Below are 24,084 nucleotides of genomic sequence, written 5' to 3'. Positions count from 1 at the left end.
AGTGCTACTGTGTCTTATTAGTATAACATATATATTCAAATCTATTTTTTGTTTCCAAAATGCGCGCAGTTTTGTACTTTGTTATTTTTCCGTCTCACTTTGATGTAAGCGGAGCATATTTTGCAGAAAATGGCCAGGAAGCTGCACTTGAACAGTTGGAAACTTTGGGAGTAACTTATGGTCAACAGATGCTTATAAGTTCCATCAGCGCAATAGCTTATGGACCTCTTCTCAACATGATCTTTGCAGTAGGCGAAGAGGCCGGCTGGCGAGGCTACATGTATCCTGTGTTAAAAGAGAGATTTGGAAGAGTCGGCGGCTCTATCTTCGGTGGTATTATCTGGGGAATGTGGCACTGGCCGATGATTCTTTTGACTGGATATGAGTATGGTAAGGATTACAAGGGTTTTCCTATAGTTGGAATGGTGTCGTTCTGCGTATGCACAGTATTCCTGGGCGTGTTATGCGACTATGTATACGAGAAATCAAAGTGCACCTGGTATCCGGCAATTCTCCACGGAGCCTTTAACGGAGCAGCAACAATTCCACTTGCTCTGGCTGCACCATCGGTAGTAGCAGCGACGAGACTCCTAGGCCCAGCACCAAACGGATATATCGCCGGACTTCCGATTTATATTGTTGGAGCTGTGATCCTGTGGAAGATGAAAGAAAAAAGAGGATGAGAATATTGTAGAAAAATAGCCAGATGCCTGCAAAAGAGGTCTCTGGCTATATTTTTTTAATATACGAAGTTTGAGAAGCTGGCACTGCCGCTGGCTTCTTTTGTGCTATATACGAAAAGTCCAAAACGTGCGCCGGTGAAATGGTCAAGCTTGAACTGAAGTTTGTTGATGACGCCGAATTGCTGGGGATATCCAAAGGTGGCGGTGTCATCGTCATAGCAAATATTCGCATGAAGTGTTACCTTGGGACTATCAAGCTCGGTACATTCCTGCTCAACAAAGCTTTCAGTGTCATGCCTCTCACCCCAGAAGCCGCCAGTTGTGATCTCACGGTTCCCCTGAACCAGATAGAACTTGCCATCTCTTTTTGTAACACCGATAAAGCAGTAATTGCTCTCGAGAATGCAAAGTCCGGCGTAGTCACCTTCGGACAGATCAGAAGCATCAACATCCATACGGCAGGTGCAGCTTGGGAAGAGAGTGCGCTGAGTCAGGATATTTTTGGCCTGAACAAGGTTATCACAGAGCTTGTCTGTGGTGATGGTTACTGTGCCCTTTGCTGTATCTCTTTTTACTAAGGATAAGTCAGGCTCGTGGTTAAACTGCCAGCGGCTCATAAAGCCAAAGCTTTCGCCATCATCGCTTTTAAAATCATCGCTTCCAACAAGCGGAGTGTAGTTATAGCCAGGGTTTAAATCTTCTATTTCAAAGTCTTCTGGAATCTTGCCATCATCGCCAAATATCGGATAAGGTGAGGCTTCATCCCATGTAATTGGCATCAATACTGGGATTCTTCCTACAGCTCCGCTATCCTGGAAGAGAATTGAATACCATTTTCCTGAAGGCGTCTGAACAACGCCGCCCTGAGCTACTCCTGAACCGCGGTAGCCTCTGTCGTCATACATTACATCTTTTCCGGTATAAGGGCCATATGGATCATCAGCAACGAACACTGCTTCTGTGCGCTTTCCGATAGACTTGGGCATATGAATCAGGAAGATGTAGTATTTACCATTTATCTTGTAGAAGTGAGCACCCTCGTAGCCGAGGTATACATCGTCGGAGTCACTGATTATCACGCGGTCATCGCTGGTATTATCCGTCAGTGTAACCCCCAGCTCAGCTTTTTTAAGAGATAGCTCCTTTATGTGGATATCTTTATTTCCTGAAACAATATAAATCCTTCCGTCATCATCGAACAGAACGGAATTATCGTGATAGAAGCCATCGAGATAGTTCTTTTCCCAAGGCCCATCGATGCTACGGGATGTATAAACATAGGTTTTATGCGTGTCATTGCATACAAAGACAACGAAAAAATAGCCCTCATGATATCGCAGACTTGCAGCCCACATGCCCTGGCCGTAGATATTATCTTTATCCTCAAGGCGCTGAGCAGGAGTGGAATCCAATCTGTCGTAAACAAAGGCGGCATGCTCCCAATGCACCAGGTCATAGGAACGCAGAATCTCGCAGCCAGGCATGAAGTACATGGTGGTGCTGACCATATAGTAGGTGTTATCAACGCGGATAATATCTGGATCTGGGTAATCAAGCTTTATTATTGGATTTATGCTTTCTTTGTTCATAGAAACCTCTCCTAGGCATAATGACTGTTTTTTATCATTTCTAATTATACCTAGTACATGTGTATTTATATTGCAGATTTTTGCTATATTATTCCTTATTATTGCTAGATATAGCTGGAAATGATCACTATGTATAGCAAGGGAATTTGACTTTTTTCAATGTTAAGAGTATAGTTCTAATGCTTTACAAATAAATGATTTGAGCCATTCGGCTCGGTGGTATTTTTATCAGCCACAACAATCCCTAAATGAGATATTTTGTAGAAAATTGTGCATTGAAGATGAGTTATCCTGTCGAAGTGTAACAGAAATGGTATTTTGGCCTTATTTCTGATGGAGAATATGCCAAAAAAGCATGCCAGAAACTGAATCTGTATGAAGAGAATGGATTTGCTATAGGAGAAGATGTGATATTCTCGATGGAGACAGAGGATAGAACGTTGAATATAAAGCAATTGGAGTTAAAGATAGAAAAATACTTGAAATGAACTGCTTTACAAATCTCGCAAATATGGTATAGTAGACAAAGACAATACGCTTTAGCACTTTTAAGTGAAAAAGTGATAAAAGAGTAATGCCGACTAAACTGATGTGCACACAGAATGTGTTATTGATATACTAGATGTGAACAAAATACTTACTTGGAGGACGATACGAAATGCTTAAGCAGGTTTCAATTTATGCTGAAAATAAAAAGGGATGTTTGCAGAATATCACCGGACTTCTTAGAGAGAACGAGATCAATATTCTGGGCTCTGTAACCAACGATTCAGCAGAGTACGGAATTATCAGAATGGTGGTTTCCGATTCAGATAAGTGCATTGAGGTACTTCGCGGTGCCGGATATATGTGCAAGACTTCATCTGTCCTTGCTGTTGAGTGTAAGGATGAGGTAGGTGCCCTTGATAATATCCTTAAGACACTTAACGACAGCCATATTAATGTAGATTATACCTACCTTTCTTTTAACAGAGAGACTGGTAACCCTATCATGGTTATGCATACCGAGGATGTTAATGCGGTAGAGAATATTCTTGTAAATAAGGGCTATAAGTGCGACTAATGTAAAAATGGAATTGTTGCTTCGATAATACTGAGGTAACAATTTCTTTTTATGTCCCGACGCTTTAATGCGGTAATTTGACGAAGAATGCCGGATAGAAGCGGGAATCAAAAGAAATACTGAATCAATGATAAATTTAATCAACAAAAGTGATTAAATTCACCATGATGTAACTGCGCATTTTTATGGTAACATAATAAATATCATAAAATAATGATTAAAATTATTATTTAGGGGTAAATATAATCAACCAATACGACCGATATTAATATTACAGGATAAAATACATCAATTTGATCACATAAGAAAAGGGGAGCAGCGTTATGAAGAATTTCGAGAAGTATCAGCGTCAATATTTCATGCCACCTAAGGCAAGCTACGACTGGGTCAAGAAAGACTACTTAGATCACCCACCTATCTGGTGCAGTGTAGACCTTCGTGATGGCAATCAGGCACTTATTGAGCCAATGAGCCTTGATGAGAAGCTTGAATTTTTTACAATGCTGGTTAACCTTGGCTTTAAAGAGATTGAGATCGGATTTCCGGCAGCTTCTGAGACAGAGTTTGAATTTGCCAGAACTCTTATTGAGAAGAACATGATTCCTGATGATGTTACAGTTCAGGTTCTGACACAGGCAAGAGAACACATCATTAAGAGAACTTTCGAAGCGGTTAAGGGAGCTCCGAGAGCAATCATCCACTTGTATAATTCAACTTCCGTTGCTCAGCGTGAGCAGGTTTTTAAAAAGAGCAAGGAAGAGGTTAAGCAGATTGCAATCGATGGAGCAAAGCTTCTTGATAAAATGGCAAAAGAGACAACAGGAAACTTCTCCTTTGAATACTCTCCGGAGAGCTTCCCGGGAACAGAGGTAGACTACGCTGTAGAAGTCTGCAACGCAGTTTTGGATGTTTGGAAGCCTACCAAGAAAAACAAGGTTGTAATCAACATCCCTACAACAGTAGAGATTGCAATGCCTCATGTATTTGCTACTCAGGTTGAATATATCAGTAAGAACCTTAAGTACCGCGATGCTGTAGTTCTTTCACTTCATCCTCACAATGACAGAGGAACCGGTGTCAGTGACGCTGAGCTTGGATGCCTTGCAGGAGCTGACAGAATTGAGGGAACTCTTTTCGGAAACGGCGAGAGAACAGGAAACGTTGATATCGTTACTTTGGCAATCAATATGTATTCCCACGGTGTTGATCCGGGACTTGATTTTAGCCATATCACGGAAATTGGTGAGGCTTACGAAAGACTCACAAGAATGAGAATCTATGAGAGACAGCCATATGCAGGACAGCTTGTGTTTACAGCTTTTTCCGGTTCTCATCAGGATGCTATTTCCAAGGGCTTTGCGTGGCATGATCAGAAGAAGGACAAGGGCATCTGGTCAGTTCCTTATCTTCCTGTTGATCCCAAGGATCTTGGCAGAGAGTACGACGGAGATGTTATCAGAATCAACAGCCAGTCCGGTAAGGGCGGCGTAAGCTACATCCTCAAGACAAACTATGGCATGATGGTTCCCAAGGAAATGCAGGCAGATGTCAGCTACACCATCAAGGATATCTCAGACAGAGAGCATGCTGAATTGTCACCTGCTAGAATCTATCAGATCTTTGAGGATAAGTACGTTCATAATGACAATGTATTTAAGATCACAGCCTGCCACTTCAAGCAGATTGATGGTATTTTGACTGAGGTTACAATTGCTCATGCTGACAAGGAGCATGTGGTTGAGGCCAATGGTAATGGTCGCCTTGATGCTGTCAGCAACGCTATCAAGCAGTACTTCAACGTAAGCTACGAGCTTTCAACCTACGAAGAGCACGCTCTTTCAAGAGGATCTTCATCCAAGGCCTGCACTTATGTTGGAATCACACACAATGGCAAGAAGTATTGGGGCGTAGGAATCGACGAAGATATCATCAGATCCTCAATCAACGCTCTTGTAATAGCAGTTAATCAGATTGACGAGGTAAAAGAAATCAAGAATAGCAAGGATGAGAGAATCAACTCCATCATCAATTATATTCAGGAGAATTACCTGACTGTAACCCTGGATGATCTCTCAAGCCAGTTCTATTTGAGTAAGCCCTATCTTTCCAAATATATTAAGGAAAAGTCAGGCATGACCTTTGGCGAGAATGTTAAGAGAATAAGGCTTAACAAGGCCAGCACCCTTCTTAGAAACGGCAACATGAAGGTTGAGAAGGTTGCAGAGGCAGCAGGCTACCAGAATGTTGAACACTTCAACAGACTGTTCAAGAAGAAATACGGCATGACACCAGTTCAGTACAGAACCAGCAGATAAGGTCATTAGCTAAATTGTGATAGTTTAATAGAGGATAACCCGAGTATCGTATTGATAAACGGGTTATCCTTTTTTCTTGTATTTTGGGCCAAAAAAGTGGAATAATTATAGGTGGAGAGGTGACATATTTATGGCAAAGAATTATGTAATGATATCAGGAAAAAGAATAGTCTCTTGCATGATTGCCTGCGCTGTTTTGGCCGGATGTGGTAAAGCTCAGCCTCAGATATCAGCGGCCTGGAGTGGGCAAAAAACTTCAGAAACCATTACAAGTCAGAACACCTTAAGTTCGCCCAAGGTTACGGCAATACAAAAAAGCCAGAGCACTCCGGGAACTGTCACAATCTCCATGGTAGGTGATGTTCTCCTTCATATGCCAATTGAGAATGCTGCGGTTGACAGTGATGGATTCTATGATTTCAATTTCCTGTTTGAAAATATGACAGATGAGATAAAGGTCGCAGATGTGGCCATTGTCAATCAGGAGGTAATCCTTGGAGGTGAGGATCTTGGAATATCCGGATATCCATGTTTCAATGCTCCTTTTGAAGTTGGTGATGCTCTGGTACATTCAGGATTTGATGTGGTGTGTCATGGTACTAACCATGCTTTGGATAAGGGAAAGACAGGCATTATTAACTCTTATAACTTCTGGAAAGACAATTATCCGAATATAACAGTCCTTGGGATAAATGCATCCCAGGAAGAAAAAGATACAGTCAAGATAATAGAAAAGAATGGTATCAAGATAGCTCTTTTGAACTATACCTATGGAACAAACGGCATTCCACTGCCTAAGGATATGACATATGCTGTCGACCTTCTGGTGGAAGATAAGGTGGTAAAAGACCTTAAGTATGCCGAGGAAAACGCTGATTTTACAGTGGTTTGTCCTCATTGGGGCACAGAGTACAATCTTGGAACAGATAAAAGTCAGGCAAAGTGGGCGGAAATCTTCAGAGAAAATGGCGCTGACCTTGTGATAGGCACCCATCCTCACGTAATTGAACCAATAGAGATGATGGAGGATTCAAATCCCGGAATAACAAATAACCATGGAAACGGCGATATGCTGGTTTACTATTCACTGGGGAATTTTTGCAGCTGGACATCAAGCTCAGGTAAGAACATAGCAAACCGTATGGTCGGAGGAATGGCCCAGATAACAATAACCAGGGATGATAACGGCGAAGTGGTGATTGCTGATTATGGCGTGAGGGCGCTTGTATGCCATTTGACCGGAGGCTACCACGGAGCTACAGTCTATCCTCTTTCCAAGTATACAGATGAAATGGGAAAAGAAAGTAGGATAAAGACTCAGGATGGTGCTTTTTCCAGGGACTACTGCGTGGACTTGTGCAACAAGGTTTGGGGCAATGGTTGGAAGTAAGTGCTAAGACACTGCGGGGATGACATTGATGTCAAAAGAAAGAGAATATGTTATAATACATTGCTCGCAGATATTTCTTTATGCTATGGAGGTTTTATATGGCTAAAAATGTTGATGTAATTATTATAGGAGCAGGCCCGGGAGGAATCTTTTGTGCCTACGAACTTATGGAGAAAAGACCTGATCTTAAGGTCCTTATGATAGAAAAAGGTCGCTCAATTGAAAAGAGAAATTGCCCTAAGCGTGTGACCAAGACCTGTGCAGGCTGCAAGCCTTGTTCAATCACAACAGGTTTTGCCGGAGCAGGAGCTTTCTCAGATGGCAAGCTTTCTCTTTCACCGGATGTAGGTGGAAATCTTCCTGAGATCCTGGGATATGACGTGGCTACAACTCTTATTCATGAGTCAGACGAAATCTATCTTAAGTTTGGCGCAGACAAGAGTGTATATGGCGTTGACAAGGAGCAGGAGATCAGAGAGATCCGCAGAAAAGCTATCAATGCCAATCTTAAGCTTGTTGAGTGCCCAATCAGACACCTTGGAACAGAGGAAGGTTACAAGATTTACAGTAAGCTTCAGGAGCATGTTCTCTCTAAGGGCGTAGAGATCGAGTTCAACACCATGGTTACAGATATAATCGTTGAAGACGGTGTATGTAAGGGTGTTACTACTGATAAGGGCGAGACATATTATGCCAAGGAAATTGTCAGTGCTGTAGGCCGTGAGGGTGCAGACTGGTTCAAGGATAAATGCGAAGAAATCGGCATTGAGACTAAGCCTGGTACTGTTGATGTGGGCGTACGAGTTGAGGTCAGAGACGAAGTTATGCAGTTTCTCAACGAGAATCTCTACGAGGCTAAGCTTATTTATCACACACCAACCTTTGATGATAAGGTTCGTACTTTCTGTACTAACCCATCAGGAGAGGTTGCAACTGAGTACTACGAGAACGGTCTTGCAGTAGTTAACGGACATGCTTATAAGGGAAAAGACCTTAAGACCAGCAATACAAACTTTGCTCTTTTGGTTTCCAAGAACTTTACTAAGCCTTTCAAGACACCTATTGAATATGGTAAAAAGATTGCAGAGCTTTCAAACATGCTTTGCGGTGGCAAAATTTTAGTTCAGACCTACGGAGATTTCAGACGTGGCAGAAGAACAACAGAGGAGAGACTTTGCAGAAACAACCTGATTCCAACACTTAAGGATGCGGTTCCCGGAGATCTTTCACTGGTATTCCCACACAGAATCATGGTTGACCTTGATGAGATGATTCAGGCTCTTGATAAGGTTACACCGGGTATCGCCTCAGATGAGACACTTCTTTATGGTGTTGAGGTTAAGTTCTACTCCAACAAGGTTATTGTTAACAAGGACTTTGAGACAAGTATTAAGGGTCTTCGTGCTATTGGAGACGGCGCAGGCGTTACACGTGGACTTCAGCAGGCCAGTGCAAACGGACTTAGCGTTGCCCGCAGCATTATTAAATCTTTGGAAAACTAAAATCTATATTTGTATAGATTTGATATCAAGTTTATTAGTTGGGCTACACATAGGTTTACTACTACATGAAAACAATAAGAAAGTTACTACACAACAGAATAATGACAGCCCTTATTGTAAGTTCTTTAGCGCTTGTGTATCTTAACGGGTGCGGTTTTTCGGATGAGACCAAGAAGGTGGTTTTTACCACAGGCTTTTCTGATGACGAGATATTCAGAATTGAGGACAGCGTCTGTAGTATTCAGGAGATAATGGTTTATCTTATAAATACCCAGAATGGCTATGAGAGCACCTTCGGAGCGGAAATTTGGGACACTCAGACCAGTGATGGCACTGTTGCGCAGCAGCTCAAGGAGTCAATTCTTGCTAAGGTTGCTCAGATCAAGGCTATGAATCTTTTGGCAAATGACATGGAAATCGTGCTGGAGGATTCCGAAATCGAAACAGCCAGAAAGGCAGCACAGGCTTATTATGATACTCTTTCTGAGGAGGACATTGAGGCTATGTGCGGGGTGACCTTGGAGGATATTACCCGTATTTATTCTGAGTACGCCCTGGCGGACAAGCTTTATGACTATATTATCAGGGATATCAATCCCGAGATAAGTGATGATGAAGCAAGAACCATCACAGTGGAACAGATTTTTCTAAAGACCTATGATCTGGATGCATCCGGAGAAAAGGTTCCCTATACCGATACCGCCAAAAACACTGTTTATCTCAAGGCAAAGAGCATCAAGAATCAGCTGGTGGAAGGTACCAGCTTTGAGGAACTTATGTCTGAGTACAATGAAGCAGAGGAATCCACTATTTCTTTTGGCAAGGGAGAAATGGAAGAGGCCTATGAGACAGCAGCGTTCAATCTTGGAACTGATGAAATAAGTGATGTAGTGGAAGTGGCCGATGGATATGTGATCATCAAGTGCGTCACTACCTTCAACAGGGAAGAGACTGAATATAACAAGGTCAGGATTGTTGCCGAGAGGAAAAGAGAAGTTTTCGGGCAGCAGTATGATGCTTTTGTAGATACTCTCACCAAGGAGCTTAATGAAGAACTGTGGGATTCAATCACGGTAACTTCAGATGAGAATGTTACTACAAACTCTCTTTGGAACGTATACAACGAATATTTTGGTGAATGATGATATCCCCAATGTCCTGATGGATGTTGGGGATTTTTTTGACTATGGGATTGTTAGCACTCGTAAAAGCTGAGTGCTAATTTTTTATTGACTTTTGTTTTGGGCGGTCTTAAACTAGTTTTTGTACGGAAAATATATTGCCTGGAATAGTTTTTTATACAAATATTTCTGGCGAAAAATATTAAAAGGGAGTGAGAATTATGGCTTCAAAAAAGGGTAATCTTTCAATTAACAGCGAGAACATGTTCCCAATCATCAAGAAATGGTTGTATTCGGATCATGATATTTTTTACAGAGAAGTAATTTCAAATGCTTGCGATGCTATCACCAAGATCCGCAAGATGGATATGATGGGTGAGTACACACTTCCGGATGGCTTCAAGCCTCGTGTAGATGTTGTGCTCAATGATAAAGAGAAGACAATTAAGATCACTGATAATGGTATCGGTATGACAGCTGAGGAGGTTGAGGAGTACATCAACCAGGTAGCTTTCTCAGGTGCTACAGATTTCCTTAACAAGTACAAAGACAAGGCTAATGCAGATCAGATCATTGGTCATTTCGGACTTGGTTTCTACTCAACCTTCATGGTATCTGACTATGTAGATATCGATACACGTTCATACAAGTCAGATGCTGAGTCTGTACACTGGACCTGCGATGGTGGATCAGACTTTGAGATGGAGGACGGCAACAAAGCTGAGGTTGGTACAACAATCACACTTCACCTTTCAGAGGACTGCCTTGAGTTCTGCAACGAGTACAAGGCTAGAGAAGTAATTGAGAAGTACTGCTCATTCATGCCTTATGAGATTTATCTTTCAAAAGAGAATGAAGATGGTACAGAGACAATCAAAGAGTCAGAAAAGCGCGATGACGACGTTGTAATCGAGACCATCGAGCCTGAGAAAAAGGAAGCTAAGGAAGGCGAAGAGGCTAAGGAAGAAGAGAAGAAGCTTAAGATCAAGAGACGTCCTCAGCTTCTTAACGATACACATCCTCTCTGGGCTAAGACACCTAAGGATTGCACAGATGAGGAGTACAAGGAGTTCTACAGAAAGGTATTCCGCGATTACAAGGAGCCTCTTTTCTGGATTCACCTTAACATGGACTATCCTTTCAACTTAAAGGGTATCCTTTACTTCCCTAAGATCAACATGGAGTTTGAGTCAATCGAGGGAACAATTAAGCTCTACAACAACCAGGTATTCATCGCAGATAACATCAAGGAAGTAATTCCTGAGTATCTTATGCTCCTTAAGGGCGTAATTGACTGTCCTGATCTTCCTCTTAACGTTTCAAGATCTGCTCTTCAGAACGATGGATTTGTTAAGAAGATTTCTGAGTACATTTCTAAGAAGGTTGCAGAGAAGCTTGCAGGTCTTTGCAAGACAGACAAAGAGAACTACGACAAGTATTGGGATGACATCAGCCCATTCATCAAATATGGTTGCCTTCGCGATGACAAGTTCTGCGAGAAGATGACAGATTACATCCTCTTCAAGAATCTTGATGGCAAGTATCTCACAACTCCTGAGGCTCTTCAGATCAACAAGGCTGCAGAGGAAGAGGCTGCCAAGGCTGAAGCAGTTGATGAGAACGGTGAGAAGGTTGAGGCAGAAGTAGTAGACGAGGCTGCTAAGGCTGAAGATGACAAGAAGGATGAGGAAAAAGACAAAGAGCCTCGCACCATCTACTATGTAACAGACGAGCAGCAGCAGAGCCAGTACATCAAGATGTTCAAGGCACAGAAAATGGAAGCCTTCATCATGAACCACAACATCGATGTACCTTTCATGCAACAGCTTGAGAGTAAGAACGAGGGCATTTCCTTTAAGAGAATCGATGCTGACCTTACAGATACCTTCAAGTCCAAGACAAGCAAGAAGGCAGCAGCTGAGCTTGAGGAAAAAGAAAAAGAGCTCGCTGAGAAGATTAAGAAGGCCCTTAAGAACGACAAGCTTACTGTTAAGCTTGAGAAACTCAAGGATAAGAAGATGTCTTCAATGCTCACTGTATCTGAGGAATCAAGACGTATGGCTGAGATGATGAAGATGTATGCTATGAACGGCATGAGCATGGGCGACTTTGGTAACGAAGGCCAGACCCTTATCCTCAATGCTAACCATCCTCTTGTTCAGTATGTAATGGACAATGAGGATAACGACAACACCAAGATGATCTGCGAACAGCTCTACGACCTTGCCCGTATCCAGAACGCTCCACTTGAGGGCGAAGCTATGGCTAAGTTCGTTGCACGTAGTAATGAGATTATGATGGTTCTTGCTAAATGATTAGATAAATAATATGAATAGTTAAAAAGAGCTTCTGTCAGTTTGTTTAAGACTGGCAGAAGCTCTTTTATGTAATGGGAAATTGTTCAGCTATTGATGCGCCTTACGGCGTAGGCTTTTTCTTTTGCCTGAAACAATGTATGATAATTCATAAGTTGGAATAATTGTAGCAATTATTGGAATAGCGGTGGTTGCTTTAACTCTTTTAACAAGGAGAGCTCATTCGGTCTCAATTATCGGTGGAGCTGATGGACCTACTTCTATATTCCTAGCAGGGAAAGTGGATCCGTGGTCATTGATTATTGGGATTGTTGTTGGATAGGCACTTCTTGCAGCAGGAGTTGTTATGATTAGGAAAAGAAAATAATATTCAGTATTATGTACAAAACAGGGAGGCGCTTTGAAGAAGATAATTCGTGTTATTCTTATATTTATAGCTTTGATTATTGTAGTAGTGGCAGGGCTTTTGGTAAAAGTACATATTCAGACAGGACGGATTTTAACGGACAATTCAGAGATATATGGAAATGAGAAATACAGCTCTCCGGTATATGTTGAAGGAGTGGAAGTAATAACCCAGGATGTTTCCTGTGGCTATGCATGTATCGAAATGTTTTCAGCGTGGAATGGTGGGAATTTGACAGAAGAAGACCTGTGTAAGGAATATGGCAAAGTAGTGACTTCGACCGGAGATAAATTCTGTGAAGAAATGAACAAGCGCTTTCCAGAGTATACCACAACAATCCATAAATACATGACAAACAAGGACTTGATTGATGCGGCCTATGAAAACCTGGAAAACGGGGTGCCTGTTCCATTCGAGTGGGCAGCAAAGTATGGAGATGTATGGACTCTTCATTATTCCCTGCTTGTTGGGATGGATATTCCCAATGACAAGATAACTGTAGCAAATCCTTATGGTTATGTTGAAGATATATCCGTAGATGAATTCTTACAGCGCACAAGTTTTGAAGCCTATAAAAACATGCCCTTTTATTTTAAATTGGCATTTGCTATAGGCATGTTTGAGAAAAATACGATTTTTACTGTGCAATAAAGATTAAGATTTAACTATCAGTAAAACTTACAATGGAGTGTTACATAATGAAGCTTAATGAGATTGAACTCGTTGATAATATTCTTAAACCTGAGGATTTTGTGAGGCTTAGAAATGCTACAGCATTTGCTGATATTCCTATAGAACACGCAAGAAAGGCGCTCCAGAATGGCCTTATAAATGTCTCTGCTTTGAAAAACGGTGAACTAATAGGAATGGGCAGACTTGTTGGCGATGGTGCGATGTATTGGTATCTGCAGGAAATAGTGGTTTTGCCTGAATATCAGGGCATGGGTATAGGGACCATGATTGTCAATCACCTTGTAGACTATGCTGTGAAGAATTCTTCTACAGGGAAATTCACTACTATAGGCGGAGTTTCTGCCAAGGGAAAAGAAGGTTTTTATCAGAAACTTGGTTTCGAAGTAATACCAAATGGCATTAGAAAAATGATAGAGATATAGGATTATCTTCCAGTTTTATGTTTTATTGGGGGAAGAACAAGTGAAATCTTATTCTGAGTGGATTCAATATCTTATTGCGACAGCAGAACGAGCAGATCTGATGGGATACTCTGATCACATAGTTCAGGTTATTAAGAAACAAAACCGGGAGATACGTTGATATTATCAGAGATCTTGGCAAAGCAAATCTAAAAGGAGAAAAAATAGTTTTGGAAGAAAAAATGACTTTTGAAGATGTGTACAATGAGGCACGAAGCCTGATCAAAAGTAATCCGTTTGAGATAAGGGATGCAGTGGTCAAGGAACTCATAAAACCCATGTTAAAAGAGCATGGGTTTACTACAGGTGGAAATACCTGGTGCAGGAAGTTATCAGATGGGGAGAAACTTGTCATACACATGGATGGAAACAGGTTCAATAATATTCTTTCCGGAGCCTCTTTTGGCTTTCGCATCAGCCTTTATGATGGAAGGAATGGAGCAAAACCCCAATATGGGATAGGTGAGATGAAATTAGACAGCAATTTTTTTCTGCCGTACTATGGAATGTGCTCACCATTGTATGACATTGATGGTTACAATATAGGAGGCTTTAGGGATGGAATGCCTGTAGAGATGCCTGTTGAAGAGATTAAGAAATATATTAGAAATGACTTCGAAGAGTATATTCTGCAGGAGCTGTTAAAAGTTGATAGTCGTGAAGACTATAAAGAAATGTATAGCAGGTTCTGCCAGGAAAAACGATTTGAGGATCTTGACGTAAGGATAGCATGGTTTATTCGGGATGTGCAGTCATCGTTCACTTCGTATCGTGCGGATGGAAGAGAGTATGAAGAGCTGATCAAAAGTAAAAAGAGTCTGAAAGTCACAAAGGAAGAGATACTATCCAATCTTGATCTTGCAGATAAGATGAGATGCAATTTGAATGACACCAGTATCGATGCCAAGCCTCTTTTGATGCAACTTGCTGAAGAAGAGTAGTTCACATTCTAATCTTTGAACGATTTTGAAACGATTATCTTGCAGTATTATCTACAATAAAGGACAATCATGAATTTGAGGATATACAATGAAAGATAAAGCATTAGTATACATACATGATAAGGGTGGTACAGCCTCTGCTTCAGAACAGTTTAAGTCCATTTTCCCCGATTATGATACATATGGCTTTGATTATAAATCAGAGACGCCTTGGGAAGCGGAAAGTGAGTATAAAGAATATTTCTTAAAGTTGGCAGAAAAATACACATCTATTACTGTTCTTGCATCTAGTTTGGGGGCGTATTTTCTAATGGTTTCTGGTACAGGGGTTATGATCCAAAAGGCGCTTTTTGTCTCTCCTATCGTAGATATGGAGCGCTTGATACAGGATATGATGAAGCATGCAGATGTATCCGACGAGGATTTGAAAGCTAAAAGCACAATTCATCTTCCCGAAGGCGAAGTCCTCTCATGGGACTATCTTGTGTGGGTAAGAAATCATCCTATAGTATGGAATGTACCTACTTTTATTTTGTATGGTGAGAAAGACCACTTCCAATCATTAGAAACAATGGAGTCATTTGCAGAAGTAATAGGTGCTGATTTATCCGTAATGCCTAATGGAGAGCACTGGTTCCATACAGATGAGCAAACAGAATTCAGGAAAAGGTGGCTTATAAGATTTAAGTAATATTACAGTGATAATGATATTCAACCATGCGTTAAATGCGAAATGCCAATATATATGCGATTATTATTCATGACAGTATTTGGCATTTATAAAGGATAAACAAAGGATTATGAATAAAGAAAACGAAATTGTTCTTTTTGAAACTAAGGATAGGTCTGTTAAGTTACCAGTTGCCCTAGAAAATGAAATGGTATGGCTTACTGCAAATCAGATGGCTCAGCTGTTCGACAGAGATGAGAAGACCATTCGTAAGCATATAAATAACGTATTTTCTGAAGGGGAAATCGATAAAGATAACAACACGCAAAAAATGCGTGTTGATGGTGTTAAACAAAGAGTATCATTTTATACCTTGGACGTAATTATTTCTGTAGGATACCGTGTGAAATCCCAAAGAGGCGTTGAGTTTAGGCAGTGGGCTAATTCAGTATTGAAACAGTACATTGTAAAGGGCTATGCAATAAATGAAAAGAGACTTAAAGCTCTTGAAAAAACAGTTAGTATCCAAACAAGGATGTTGGCAGATGCTCTTGATGTAGAAGAGAAGGATGTGCTAAAAGCAGTTAATATGTATACTGAAGCACTTTCTTTGCTGGATGACTATGATCATCAGTCACTTAAACGCCCCAAAGGTAGTAAACCAACATATGTAATATCTTATAAAAGATGTTGTGAAATTGTAGATGCCATGAAAACTCAATTTCAGACTGATGTTTTTGGAGTAGAGAAAGAACACGGAAAAGTTGAAGGTATACTTGCTTCAATATACCAGAGCGCTTTTGGTGAGGATGCGTATCCATCATTAGAGGAAAAAGCTGCAAATCTTTTGTATTTCCTTGTGAAGGATCATCCATATAATGATGGATGCAAGCGCATTGCAGCATCATTGTTTTTGGACTTTCTTAGTGGGAATGATATTTTGCTGAAGGATGGAACAAAGAGAATCAGTGATGGAGAGCTTGTTGCGATAACACTTATGATAGCAGAGTCTAAACCAGAAGAAAAAGAGATTATGATATCTCTTGTGATGAATTTTTTGACATTGTAAGTTATATTCGAACATAATCTCCGAACATAATTTTACAAAATAGATTTGCCACACAACAAACCAGTTTCGTATATATGAGCATCAAACAAAAAAACAAAGGAGATTTAAAAAATGAGAATTTTAGGAAATATACTTTGGATAATTTGTGGTGGCTTTATCAGTTGGTTTTCATGGATAATTGCAGGATGCTTCTGGTGTATAACAATTGTGGGAATTCCAGTGGGATTCCAGTGCTTTAAGCTTGCTTCTATTTCACTTAATCCTTTCGGAAAAGAAGTAGAGTCCGATGGCGGATGCGTTTCCTTTGTCCTGAATGTGATCTGGTTCTTTGTAAGTGGCATTGAGCTTGCACTAATCAACTTTATACTTGGATGTCTTTTTTGCATCACTATCGTAGGAATTCCTTTTGGAAAACAGTTCTTTAAGATAGCAAAAGTATCACTCATGCCTTTTGGAACAACTGTAAGAAGAGTTCATTTTGCATAAGAAGAGTACTGGAAATTAACTATCACAAATAATATGAGCAAGTTTCACTAAGCTGGATCAGATTATATGACATCTGGTCCAGTTCTTTTTCATTAAATGACAAAAGATGATATAGTGTCATATATGCATTACAAAGATTTGTCTATATGAAAGGATATTTGAATAGTTCTATATGTTACGTGTTTTTAGATGTTCAGTTAGAACCGGTGATCTCTTTCTCAAGATTGCCTTTATATTTAGTATTCTCTTATTTCCAGGAGCGTTTAAGGAGCTTGTCAGGATTGGAGGCTTTATTTCAGAGGCGGGATTTGCACTTTATTTAGCTGGTTTTATAGGACTGTTTTATTTTGGCGTCCAGAATTGCCAGTATGTGCCGCACTGGGCGTATAGATTTGGACTTATTAGATCCATTAGGCTTCTCAAGGATGAGATGTTTGAATACTACGTCACCAAGGATGGCACAGTATGCGAAGATCTTCTGGTGGGGACCAGGTGGTTCTGCATTAGTTACAAGAATTTCCCAACCAAGCTGGTGGCAGAGGTTAAAAAGCATAATAATGACCTCCAGTTTACTATGATTGATGGCGGCAGAGCTGTGGTGAAAAACATCACAGATAAGAATACCTTCGTTGGGCTGCGCGAAATGTTTGGTAGCGACTTTAAAACAATTGGCGTCGATGATTCTTTTTACAGGTGGGACGATTGGAAGTACAAAGAAGCATTTGCCAAAGTTACAGCTGAAAAGAAATCATCCATTGCCAAGGCTGACTGGAATGACTTAAGGCTTTCTTTTGACAAGGAGATTCGTGCCAGAGAGAACAATTCTTATTACGAAAATTCTCATAGGAACGCTAAGGCCAGAACCACCTTTGAAAAATGCGTTGGCAAGCCGGGTAAGGGTTCTAAGGCCAAGCTAAGTAAAACCAAATCTCTCTTTTATAATGAAATCCTTTTGGATTGCGAGATCGATATTCTGAAGAGAGCTATAGATTTAAATAAGCCCCTTGGGTGGGATCTTGCTGATTTCATGCAGTATAGGGAAGACAATGAGAATGCTACTTATAACTCAGTAAGACTTATTGCCAAGTATGAATTTCCTGAGTCAAAAGTTGGAATGGACTTTCTGTTTGACTGTATGAAAGATATTTCTAAACCTGATTATCAAAGAGCTCTTGCTGTACTTAAGAAATTTCCGTCTCCCATAGTCAGAGAGCGCATAGATTTAGACATGGAAAAAGCGCAACAGCAAGCTGATGCGCTTTGGATTGCAGGACTTATGGGCCTTGCCAGAGAATTTAACTATAATGTTATTTCTTAAGGTAAATCGCGTAGTACATGGCACCGACACAAACTGAGCCGCCAATGATGTTTCCAATAGTTACAGGAATCAGGTTTGTTACGAAGAAACCAAACAAGCTAAGACCATCAGCCGGAAGTCCATAAATAGCGGATGTCAGCATTCCTGCAGGAATGAAGTACATGTTGGCTACGCAGTGTTCAAAGCCGCAGATGATAAAGAGCATTACAGGAAGCCAAAGAGCAAGGACTTTTCCGGCAACCTCGTCTGCTGAAAATGAGCACCATACAGCAAGACATACAAGAACATTACACAGGATTCCTCTAAGGAGTCCGTCACTAAAAGAGATATTTGCCTTGGCAACGGCGGTGTTTATAACTGCCTCTGCCAGGGCATTATTTGCAAATGAGTAAATGTGGGAGGTTGATGCGATAAGAGCAATAAGAAATCCCCCGACCATATTTCCGAAATATACTAAAACCCAGTTTTTAAGCATTCCTGAAAGCTTAGCCTTGCCTGATAATACAGGGATTATAATAAGGCAGTTTCCAGTAAAGAGCTCAGCACCTCCAACAAGAACCATAAAAAGACCTATAGGGAACACCACACTACTGATCATGCGGGCACTTGAAGGATCTGCCGCAGTACAGCTTGCTATCTGGCTTCCAAGTCCTCCAAGAGCAATGTATGCTCCTGCCAGTATTCCTAAAAGAAATGTCTTAAGAGCATTAAGCTCAGTTTTTCCCTTTCCAACAGATTCATATTTAACTGCTATTTCAGCGGGTGATTTCATATTTAATCCTCCTTTAATCCGGGTATATAGCGACAAAGTAAGCTTTAGATATCCATAAACCTTCAAGCTTATCAGTATTTATTTAGTAGTTTGAAAATGATTATTCATACATTATATAGTACAATACCGAATATAAAAACACAATATATAGTAATGCACTGTTGGCATATTTTGCCGCAAACGAATTGATTTTATAAAAAATTTATAATCTTGGCAAGTTTTCTTCAATAAAATAGGGGATAATAGAAGGCGTAAACGTTTAAATCTGTGAAAAAACAGTGTTTTTAAGTGATAAATTATTTACAAAAACAATATTATGGAATACTCTAGGTAGAGTTGATTAGATTTTATACAATGGAAACTACATTTGAATGCAATGCAATCTTTTGGCTATAGAGGAGAGGTATGAAAAAACTTGTCGAAGTTAAGGATGTATCCAAAGTATACAATCCTGGGGAAAATGAAGTCAGGGCTCTTGATCATGTGAGCCTGATAATAGGGGAAGGCGAATTTGTCGCCATCATTGGCCAGTCCGGCTCAGGTAAATCCACGCTTATGAATATGCTGGGGTGTCTTGATACACCAACCAGTGGCAAATATTTTTTACATGGACAGGATGTTTCCCATATGACTGACGATGAGCAGTCGGATGTCAGAAACAGAGAGATAGGGTTCATATTCCAGGGCTTTAACCTGATACCATCTCTTACAGCTCTTGAAAACGTTGAGCTTCCTCTTATATACAGAGGAGTTGGTAAAAAAGAACGAGAGCTTCTTTCCATGAATGCTCTTTCCAAGGTTGGACTTGGGCAGAGAATGACTCACAAACCAAATGAGATGTCAGGTGGTCAGCAGCAACGTGTTGCCATAGCAAGAGCCATAGCTCAGGCGCCGCCGATACTTCTAGCGGATGAGCCCACAGGTAACCTGGACTCAGGGTCAAGTAAGGAAATCATCAGTATCATCAAGAGGTTATACTCTGAGGGTCGTACAGTAATCATAATTACCCATGACCCGGGAATTGCCAAACAGGCAAAGAGAATCATAACCATATCAGATGGGCGAATCGTCAGCGATATTATGAATCCGGATTATAAAGAGGAGTGAAAAAGTATGGGACAGGATAAAGATTTAGAAGTAAAAGATATAGAAAATAAGGATAATGCAGTTAAAGGAAGTGATGCTCCAAATTTGCCAAAGGAGACTGATAAAGCAAGCGATACACAGGTTTACGAAGACTACGAAACCCACGAGGTTGCCAAGAAACCAAAGAGAAAATTTAAGAAAAGATATATTGCGATAGGAGTAGCAGCTCTCCTCGTAGCCTTTTTTGTTATCAGAAGCATAAATGCTTCCAAGAATGCTGTGGTGTTTGTAAACACTCAGGAAGCAAGCCTTGGAACTATCGAGAACATTCTCTCTGTTTCAGGAACGGTTCAGAGTGCAGAGTCTAAAACCTATTTCTCTGATGTAACAGCTCCTTTAGCAGAAATTAATGTCAAGGTTGGAGATAAGGTAGCTGTTGGTGATACTCTTTATACCTATGATGAGGATGCACTTAATCTTTCACAGCAGACTGCTGAACTTGCAATCAAGCAGGCTAAGGGAAGCTACAGCTCATACTGGTCAGGTACAGCTGCAGAAGACAGAAAATATGCAGAAGGTATGACTCCTGCCCAGATCAATGCAAGACTTGATGCAATCACTCTTGAAATTGATGCAATTAACAACAAGATAACAGATAAGACCAGCAGAATGAACCAGACATTAACTGATCTTCAGAAGGTTCAGTCAGATATCAACCAGAACGGTATTGCGGATAGCATGGAGAGCTATTTCGAAAATGGCAATACAGACTATATCTACAGAAATGAGTCCGGCAATCAGACTGATGGAGCCTACAACAATCCAGCTGAAGGTGACAGACAGATGTCTTTGGCTGTTTCTCAGTCTATGCTGGATGTTCAGTATGCTCTTTCCAATGACCCAGAGATTCAGGGCTGGAAGAGACAGATCACAACTCTTCAGGAAGAACAGTCACACCTTCAGTCAGCCAAGGCAGCTCAGGTTAATCCGGGAACAGCAACCTCTGCTAAGGCTCAGCTTGATTCAACAACCCTTACTCAGGAGGATACAATTTCCAAGATTGAGGAGGCAAAAGAGGGAGTTAAGGCTGAGTTTAACGGAGTTGTAACAGCGGTTTCAGTTGTTGAAGGCGCTACAGTAGCAGCCGGAGCCCAGACAGTTACACTTGCTAACCTTGATGATGTGGAAGTTTCTATTCAGATTTCAAAAAGTGACCTTCCTAAGATTGCCATAGGGCAGCAGGTTGACATTACTATTAACAACAAGGCATATACCGGAGAAATTTCCAAGATTTCCGGAACTGCCACCAAGAATAACAACGGCGTAGCAGTAGTAGATACTACAATCAAAATAACAAATCCTGATTCTGACATTATTCTCGGAGTTGAGGCAAACAATAAGATCCATGCTCAGAAGGCTGACAATACTCTTGTACTTCCTTATGAGTATGTGCAGACTGACTCAGAGGGCGACTTCGTGTATGTTGTTGAGAATGGCCTTGTAACTCGCAAAAACGTTACTATTGGTATTGCCTCAAGTACAGAGGCTCAGATTGTAGATGGTATAGCTGCCGGAGATCAGATCATTACAGGCAACTACGATACCCTTACTGAGGGTATGGCTGTAGTGGTTTCTGAAGGATGATGGAGTATTTCTATATTAAGTTGGCGGACATGAAATAAGATTGTCACGCAGATTGAGTATAATGGGCAAATTAGGGGAATATATAAAAAGCGCAATTAAACAGATAATAGGAAATGGCTATCGTACTCTTATGACAATGCTTGGAATTGTCATAGGTATTGCAGCAGTTATTGCGGTAGTATCTCTTGGAAATGGTATGAGCAGTTTTGTTCAGAGCCAGATCAACGGTATTGCCGGTAACTACGGTATGATCAGTATCGACTCAACCAAGACTTCAGAAACTCTGACTCGTGATGACATGGAACTGATTGAGAGCATGATGCCCGATATTAAGGGAGTTTCACCTAACCTTAGTGCCTACGGAAAGGTTTCTACAAGAAAGGGCACCTTCAATGCGGACATAACCGGTGGTGCGGCTGCCCTTGAATACGCACTTAGCAATGGAATCTGCAAAGGAAGCTATTTTAGCAAACAGCAGGTTGAGAGCGGTCAAAGAGTCTGCGTTATGCTGATCGATGATGCCAAGAAAATTTTTGGAACAGAGGATGCCATTGGACTTGAGGTTGAGCTTACTTTGTGGGGCAAGACTGCCACATATACAGTTGTAGGCCTTCGAGAGAGCATGAACAGAATGTATGAATTTCTGATGGAGGGCCAGGACTATTATGCCACCATAGAAGTTCCGTACACTGCACTAGGAAGTGATTTCGACTATCAGACAGAAAACTTTTATTCTCTGGTTGTCTTTGCGGATCAGGATATTCTTGCTGACAGAGTAGAAGAAGCCAAGGATATACTGACTAATGTACATGGCCTTAGAGGTACAAAAGCACTTAGTGGTTACAGCATGGCTGACTTTTCAGAGTCGCTTGATACAATTCTTGGCTATGCTACCAAGTTCCTTCTTTTGGTATCAGTCATTTCTCTTATTGTAGGCGGCATTGGAGTTATGAATATCATGCTGGTATCCGTAACAGAAAGAACAAGGGAAATAGGAATCAGAAAATCAATTGGTGCCAAGACGGGAGCAATAATGGCTCAGTTCCTTGCAGAAGCTGCAATTCTTACACTCCTTGGGGGAATTGTCGGAATTATCCTTGGAATAATAATGGCTTATATTATCTGCACCCTGATTGGTTTTGAGGTTATCATCACGCCAACATCAGTGGCAGGAGCAGCTCTTTTCTCGGTTCTGATAGGTCTTTTCTTCGGGCTGTATCCTGCAAGGAAGGCAGCCAAGATGAAACCTATAGATGCACTTAGACTGTGAGGAGTACTGAATGTACCTGGAGTATGTAAAAAGCGCAATAGCAAGCATAAGAAGCAATAAAGGCAGATCTTTTCTGACAATGCTGGGTATCATCATTGGTATTTCAGCTGTTCTTACTGTGCTTATAATTGGCGATGGTATGAAGGCCACCGTCAACGGCGAAATGGAATCAATTGGTGCAACAACCGTTTCTGTTTCACTGGATACCACCAAGACTGACAAGACCTTCGATATGGAGCAGATTAGAACCATAGAGGATAATATCGATGACATTATGGGAATTTCGCCCAGCGTAAATATGGGCGGAAGCTTTGTTAACAAGCAAAAGACCTATGACTGCTTTATAACCGGTGCTACCGAAGCTACAGTTAATGCTGCAGGAGTTGAGATTGTCCATGGCAGGTATTATTCCAAGAATGACGTTATGGAAGCAAAAAGAGTAATCACATTAAGTCAGACCGCTGCCAAAACAATTTACGGTTATGAAGAGGTTGTTGGTAACACGCTTACGCTGGATGCCTATGGAACACAGGCAGAGCTTACTGTCATCGGAGTTACCAAAGATACTTCCATGGACACAGCTTACGCTATGTTTGGTGATGAGCCGACACTTATGGGAGCAATGCCTTATACCACAGTGGCAGATATTTACCAGTTTTCAACTGACGGCATTTCCTCTTTTAACATTTATCTTGACAGTGAGAACAAAGATGCTGTTCTTGCCAGTGCCAGATCTGTTGTTGAAAATGTCATGGGTATAAGAGGAGAAGGCGCAGTTAAGGTGTCTTCCTCTATGGGCTTTGATCAGACTACAGACAGCATTCTCAATATCATCACTTCAGTAGTAGCCATAATTGCGGCCATATCTCTTTTGGTCGGCGGAATCGGTGTTATGAACATCATGACCGTTTCAGTTACAGAAAGAACTAGAGAAATCGGAATACGTAAATCCCTCGGAGCAAGAACATCTTCAATACTGACACAGTTCCTTGCAGAGGCAGCAATCCTCACCTTTACAGGAGGTGTAATAGGAATGCTCTTTGGATTTGCGGTCTCTTACCTTATATGCCAGGTAGTAGGCTTCTCTTTTACTATCAATCCTATCCTGGTTGTGATTGTAGTACTCATCTCAACAGCCATCGGACTTTTCTTTGGAATCTACCCGGCCAAAAGAGCTGCACAGCTCGATCCTATCGAAGCTTTGAGAACTGAGTAATGATGCGAAGAAGCATTTGGCAAAGCAACTTACAAAGGTAATGTCATTAAGACGCTGAACTTCATAGCCGCTTG

At 41.0% G+C, this 24,084-nt stretch carries 21 protein-coding genes; 19 read left to right on the top strand and 2 right to left on the bottom strand.

Annotated elements, in window-relative coordinates:
- The first annotated feature begins 71 nt into the window (after positions 1-71).
- Positions 72-683 (top strand): CPBP family intramembrane glutamic endopeptidase, encoded by a 612-nt coding sequence (locus tag G613_RS0109555; protein WP_029232453.1) that lies wholly within the window; start codon positions 72-74, stop codon positions 681-683.
- Positions 684-739: 56 nt separating this feature from the next.
- Here G613_RS0109555 and G613_RS0109550 read toward each other — a convergent pair whose 3' ends face one another.
- On the bottom strand, positions 740-2,272 hold the full coding sequence (locus G613_RS0109550; protein ID WP_029232452.1) for a glycoside hydrolase family 43 protein: 1,533 nt from the start codon (positions 2,270-2,272) through the stop codon (positions 740-742).
- Between the two features lie 658 nt (positions 2,273-2,930).
- Between G613_RS0109550 and G613_RS0109545 the strand changes: the two genes are divergently transcribed.
- The 14 genes from G613_RS0109545 to G613_RS0109480 all read left to right on the top strand — a co-directional run bounded on the left by G613_RS0109545 (position 2,931) and on the right by G613_RS0109480 (position 18,022).
- Positions 2,931-3,335, top strand: a complete 405-nt coding sequence (locus tag G613_RS0109545) for an amino acid-binding protein (protein ID WP_029232451.1) — start codon at positions 2,931-2,933, stop codon at positions 3,333-3,335.
- 323 nt (positions 3,336-3,658) lie between these two features.
- The gene (locus G613_RS0109540) at positions 3,659-5,650 is read left to right on the top strand and encodes a 2-isopropylmalate synthase (RefSeq protein WP_029232450.1); all 1,992 of its coding nucleotides are present in this window, start codon (positions 3,659-3,661) and stop codon (positions 5,648-5,650) included.
- A 130-nt stretch (positions 5,651-5,780) separates the two neighbouring features.
- Complete coding sequence (locus G613_RS0109535) at positions 5,781-7,040, top strand: CapA family protein (protein WP_029232449.1); 1,260 nt, start codon at positions 5,781-5,783, stop codon at positions 7,038-7,040.
- Between the two features lie 59 nt (positions 7,041-7,099).
- Entirely contained in the window at positions 7,100-8,542 is a 1,443-nt protein-coding gene (locus G613_RS0109530) for an NAD(P)/FAD-dependent oxidoreductase (RefSeq protein ID WP_278246499.1), read from the top strand.
- A 65-nt stretch (positions 8,543-8,607) separates the two neighbouring features.
- Positions 8,608-9,684 (top strand): peptidylprolyl isomerase, encoded by a 1,077-nt coding sequence (locus G613_RS0109525; protein WP_029232447.1) that lies wholly within the window; start codon positions 8,608-8,610, stop codon positions 9,682-9,684.
- A 200-nt stretch (positions 9,685-9,884) separates the two neighbouring features.
- Positions 9,885-11,978 (top strand): molecular chaperone HtpG, encoded by a 2,094-nt coding sequence (htpG, locus tag G613_RS0109520; RefSeq protein WP_029232446.1) that lies wholly within the window; start codon positions 9,885-9,887, stop codon positions 11,976-11,978.
- A gap of 160 nt (positions 11,979-12,138) precedes the next feature.
- Entirely contained in the window at positions 12,139-12,300 is a 162-nt protein-coding gene (locus tag G613_RS20120; RefSeq protein ID WP_155828061.1) for a sodium ion-translocating decarboxylase subunit beta, read from the top strand.
- A 78-nt stretch (positions 12,301-12,378) separates the two neighbouring features.
- On the top strand, positions 12,379-13,035 hold the full coding sequence (locus G613_RS0109515) for a C39 family peptidase (RefSeq protein ID WP_029232445.1): 657 nt from the start codon (positions 12,379-12,381) through the stop codon (positions 13,033-13,035).
- 47 nt (positions 13,036-13,082) lie between these two features.
- Positions 13,083-13,499 carry a GNAT family N-acetyltransferase gene (locus G613_RS0109510; RefSeq protein WP_029232444.1) on the top strand — a complete coding sequence of 139 codons (417 nt, stop codon included), beginning with the start codon at positions 13,083-13,085 and terminating at the stop codon, positions 13,497-13,499.
- 209 nt (positions 13,500-13,708) lie between these two features.
- Positions 13,709-14,479 carry a hypothetical protein gene (locus tag G613_RS0109500; protein WP_029232443.1) on the top strand — a complete coding sequence of 257 codons (771 nt, stop codon included), beginning with the start codon at positions 13,709-13,711 and terminating at the stop codon, positions 14,477-14,479.
- A gap of 88 nt (positions 14,480-14,567) precedes the next feature.
- Positions 14,568-15,170 carry an alpha/beta hydrolase gene (locus G613_RS0109495; RefSeq protein ID WP_029232442.1) on the top strand — a complete coding sequence of 201 codons (603 nt, stop codon included), beginning with the start codon at positions 14,568-14,570 and terminating at the stop codon, positions 15,168-15,170.
- 79 nt (positions 15,171-15,249) lie between these two features.
- The gene (gene rhuM, locus G613_RS0109490; protein ID WP_330361457.1) at positions 15,250-16,218 is read left to right on the top strand and encodes a RhuM family protein; all 969 of its coding nucleotides are present in this window, start codon (positions 15,250-15,252) and stop codon (positions 16,216-16,218) included.
- A 111-nt stretch (positions 16,219-16,329) separates the two neighbouring features.
- On the top strand, positions 16,330-16,704 hold the full coding sequence (locus tag G613_RS0109485; protein ID WP_029232440.1) for a YccF domain-containing protein: 375 nt from the start codon (positions 16,330-16,332) through the stop codon (positions 16,702-16,704).
- Positions 16,705-16,876: 172 nt separating this feature from the next.
- Positions 16,877-18,022 carry a hypothetical protein gene (locus G613_RS0109480; RefSeq protein ID WP_029232439.1) on the top strand — a complete coding sequence of 382 codons (1,146 nt, stop codon included), beginning with the start codon at positions 16,877-16,879 and terminating at the stop codon, positions 18,020-18,022.
- On the opposite strand, the gene G613_RS0109475 is transcribed toward G613_RS0109480, so the two are convergent.
- Complete coding sequence (locus tag G613_RS0109475) at positions 18,012-18,794, bottom strand: formate/nitrite transporter family protein (RefSeq protein WP_029232438.1); 783 nt, start codon at positions 18,792-18,794, stop codon at positions 18,012-18,014. The two genes, G613_RS0109480 and G613_RS0109475, sit on opposite strands and share 11 nt — an antisense overlap.
- A gap of 405 nt (positions 18,795-19,199) precedes the next feature.
- Here G613_RS0109475 and G613_RS0109470 point away from each other — a divergent pair, with 405 nt between their 5' ends.
- The 4 genes from G613_RS0109470 to G613_RS0109455 all read left to right on the top strand — a co-directional run bounded on the left by G613_RS0109470 (position 19,200) and on the right by G613_RS0109455 (position 24,010).
- Positions 19,200-19,901 carry an ABC transporter ATP-binding protein gene (locus G613_RS0109470; RefSeq protein WP_029232437.1) on the top strand — a complete coding sequence of 234 codons (702 nt, stop codon included), beginning with the start codon at positions 19,200-19,202 and terminating at the stop codon, positions 19,899-19,901.
- A 6-nt stretch (positions 19,902-19,907) separates the two neighbouring features.
- Positions 19,908-21,524, top strand: coding sequence for an efflux RND transporter periplasmic adaptor subunit (locus G613_RS0109465; protein ID WP_029232436.1), 1,617 nt, complete (start codon positions 19,908-19,910; stop codon positions 21,522-21,524).
- Positions 21,525-21,585: 61 nt separating this feature from the next.
- Entirely contained in the window at positions 21,586-22,794 is a 1,209-nt protein-coding gene (locus tag G613_RS0109460; RefSeq protein WP_029232435.1) for an ABC transporter permease, read from the top strand.
- A 10-nt stretch (positions 22,795-22,804) separates the two neighbouring features.
- Positions 22,805-24,010: an ABC transporter permease gene (locus tag G613_RS0109455; RefSeq protein WP_029232434.1), complete on the top strand. Its 1,206-nt coding sequence runs from the start codon at positions 22,805-22,807 to the stop codon at positions 24,008-24,010.
- The last annotated feature ends 74 nt before the right edge of the window (positions 24,011-24,084 follow it).

Origin of the sequence: Butyrivibrio sp. VCB2006 (genome assembly GCF_000420945.1) — a bacterium.
Taxonomy (GTDB): domain Bacteria; phylum Bacillota; class Clostridia; order Lachnospirales; family Lachnospiraceae; genus Butyrivibrio.
Note: the sequence above shows the minus strand (reverse complement) of the source record. Positions and strands in the feature narration are given on the sequence as shown.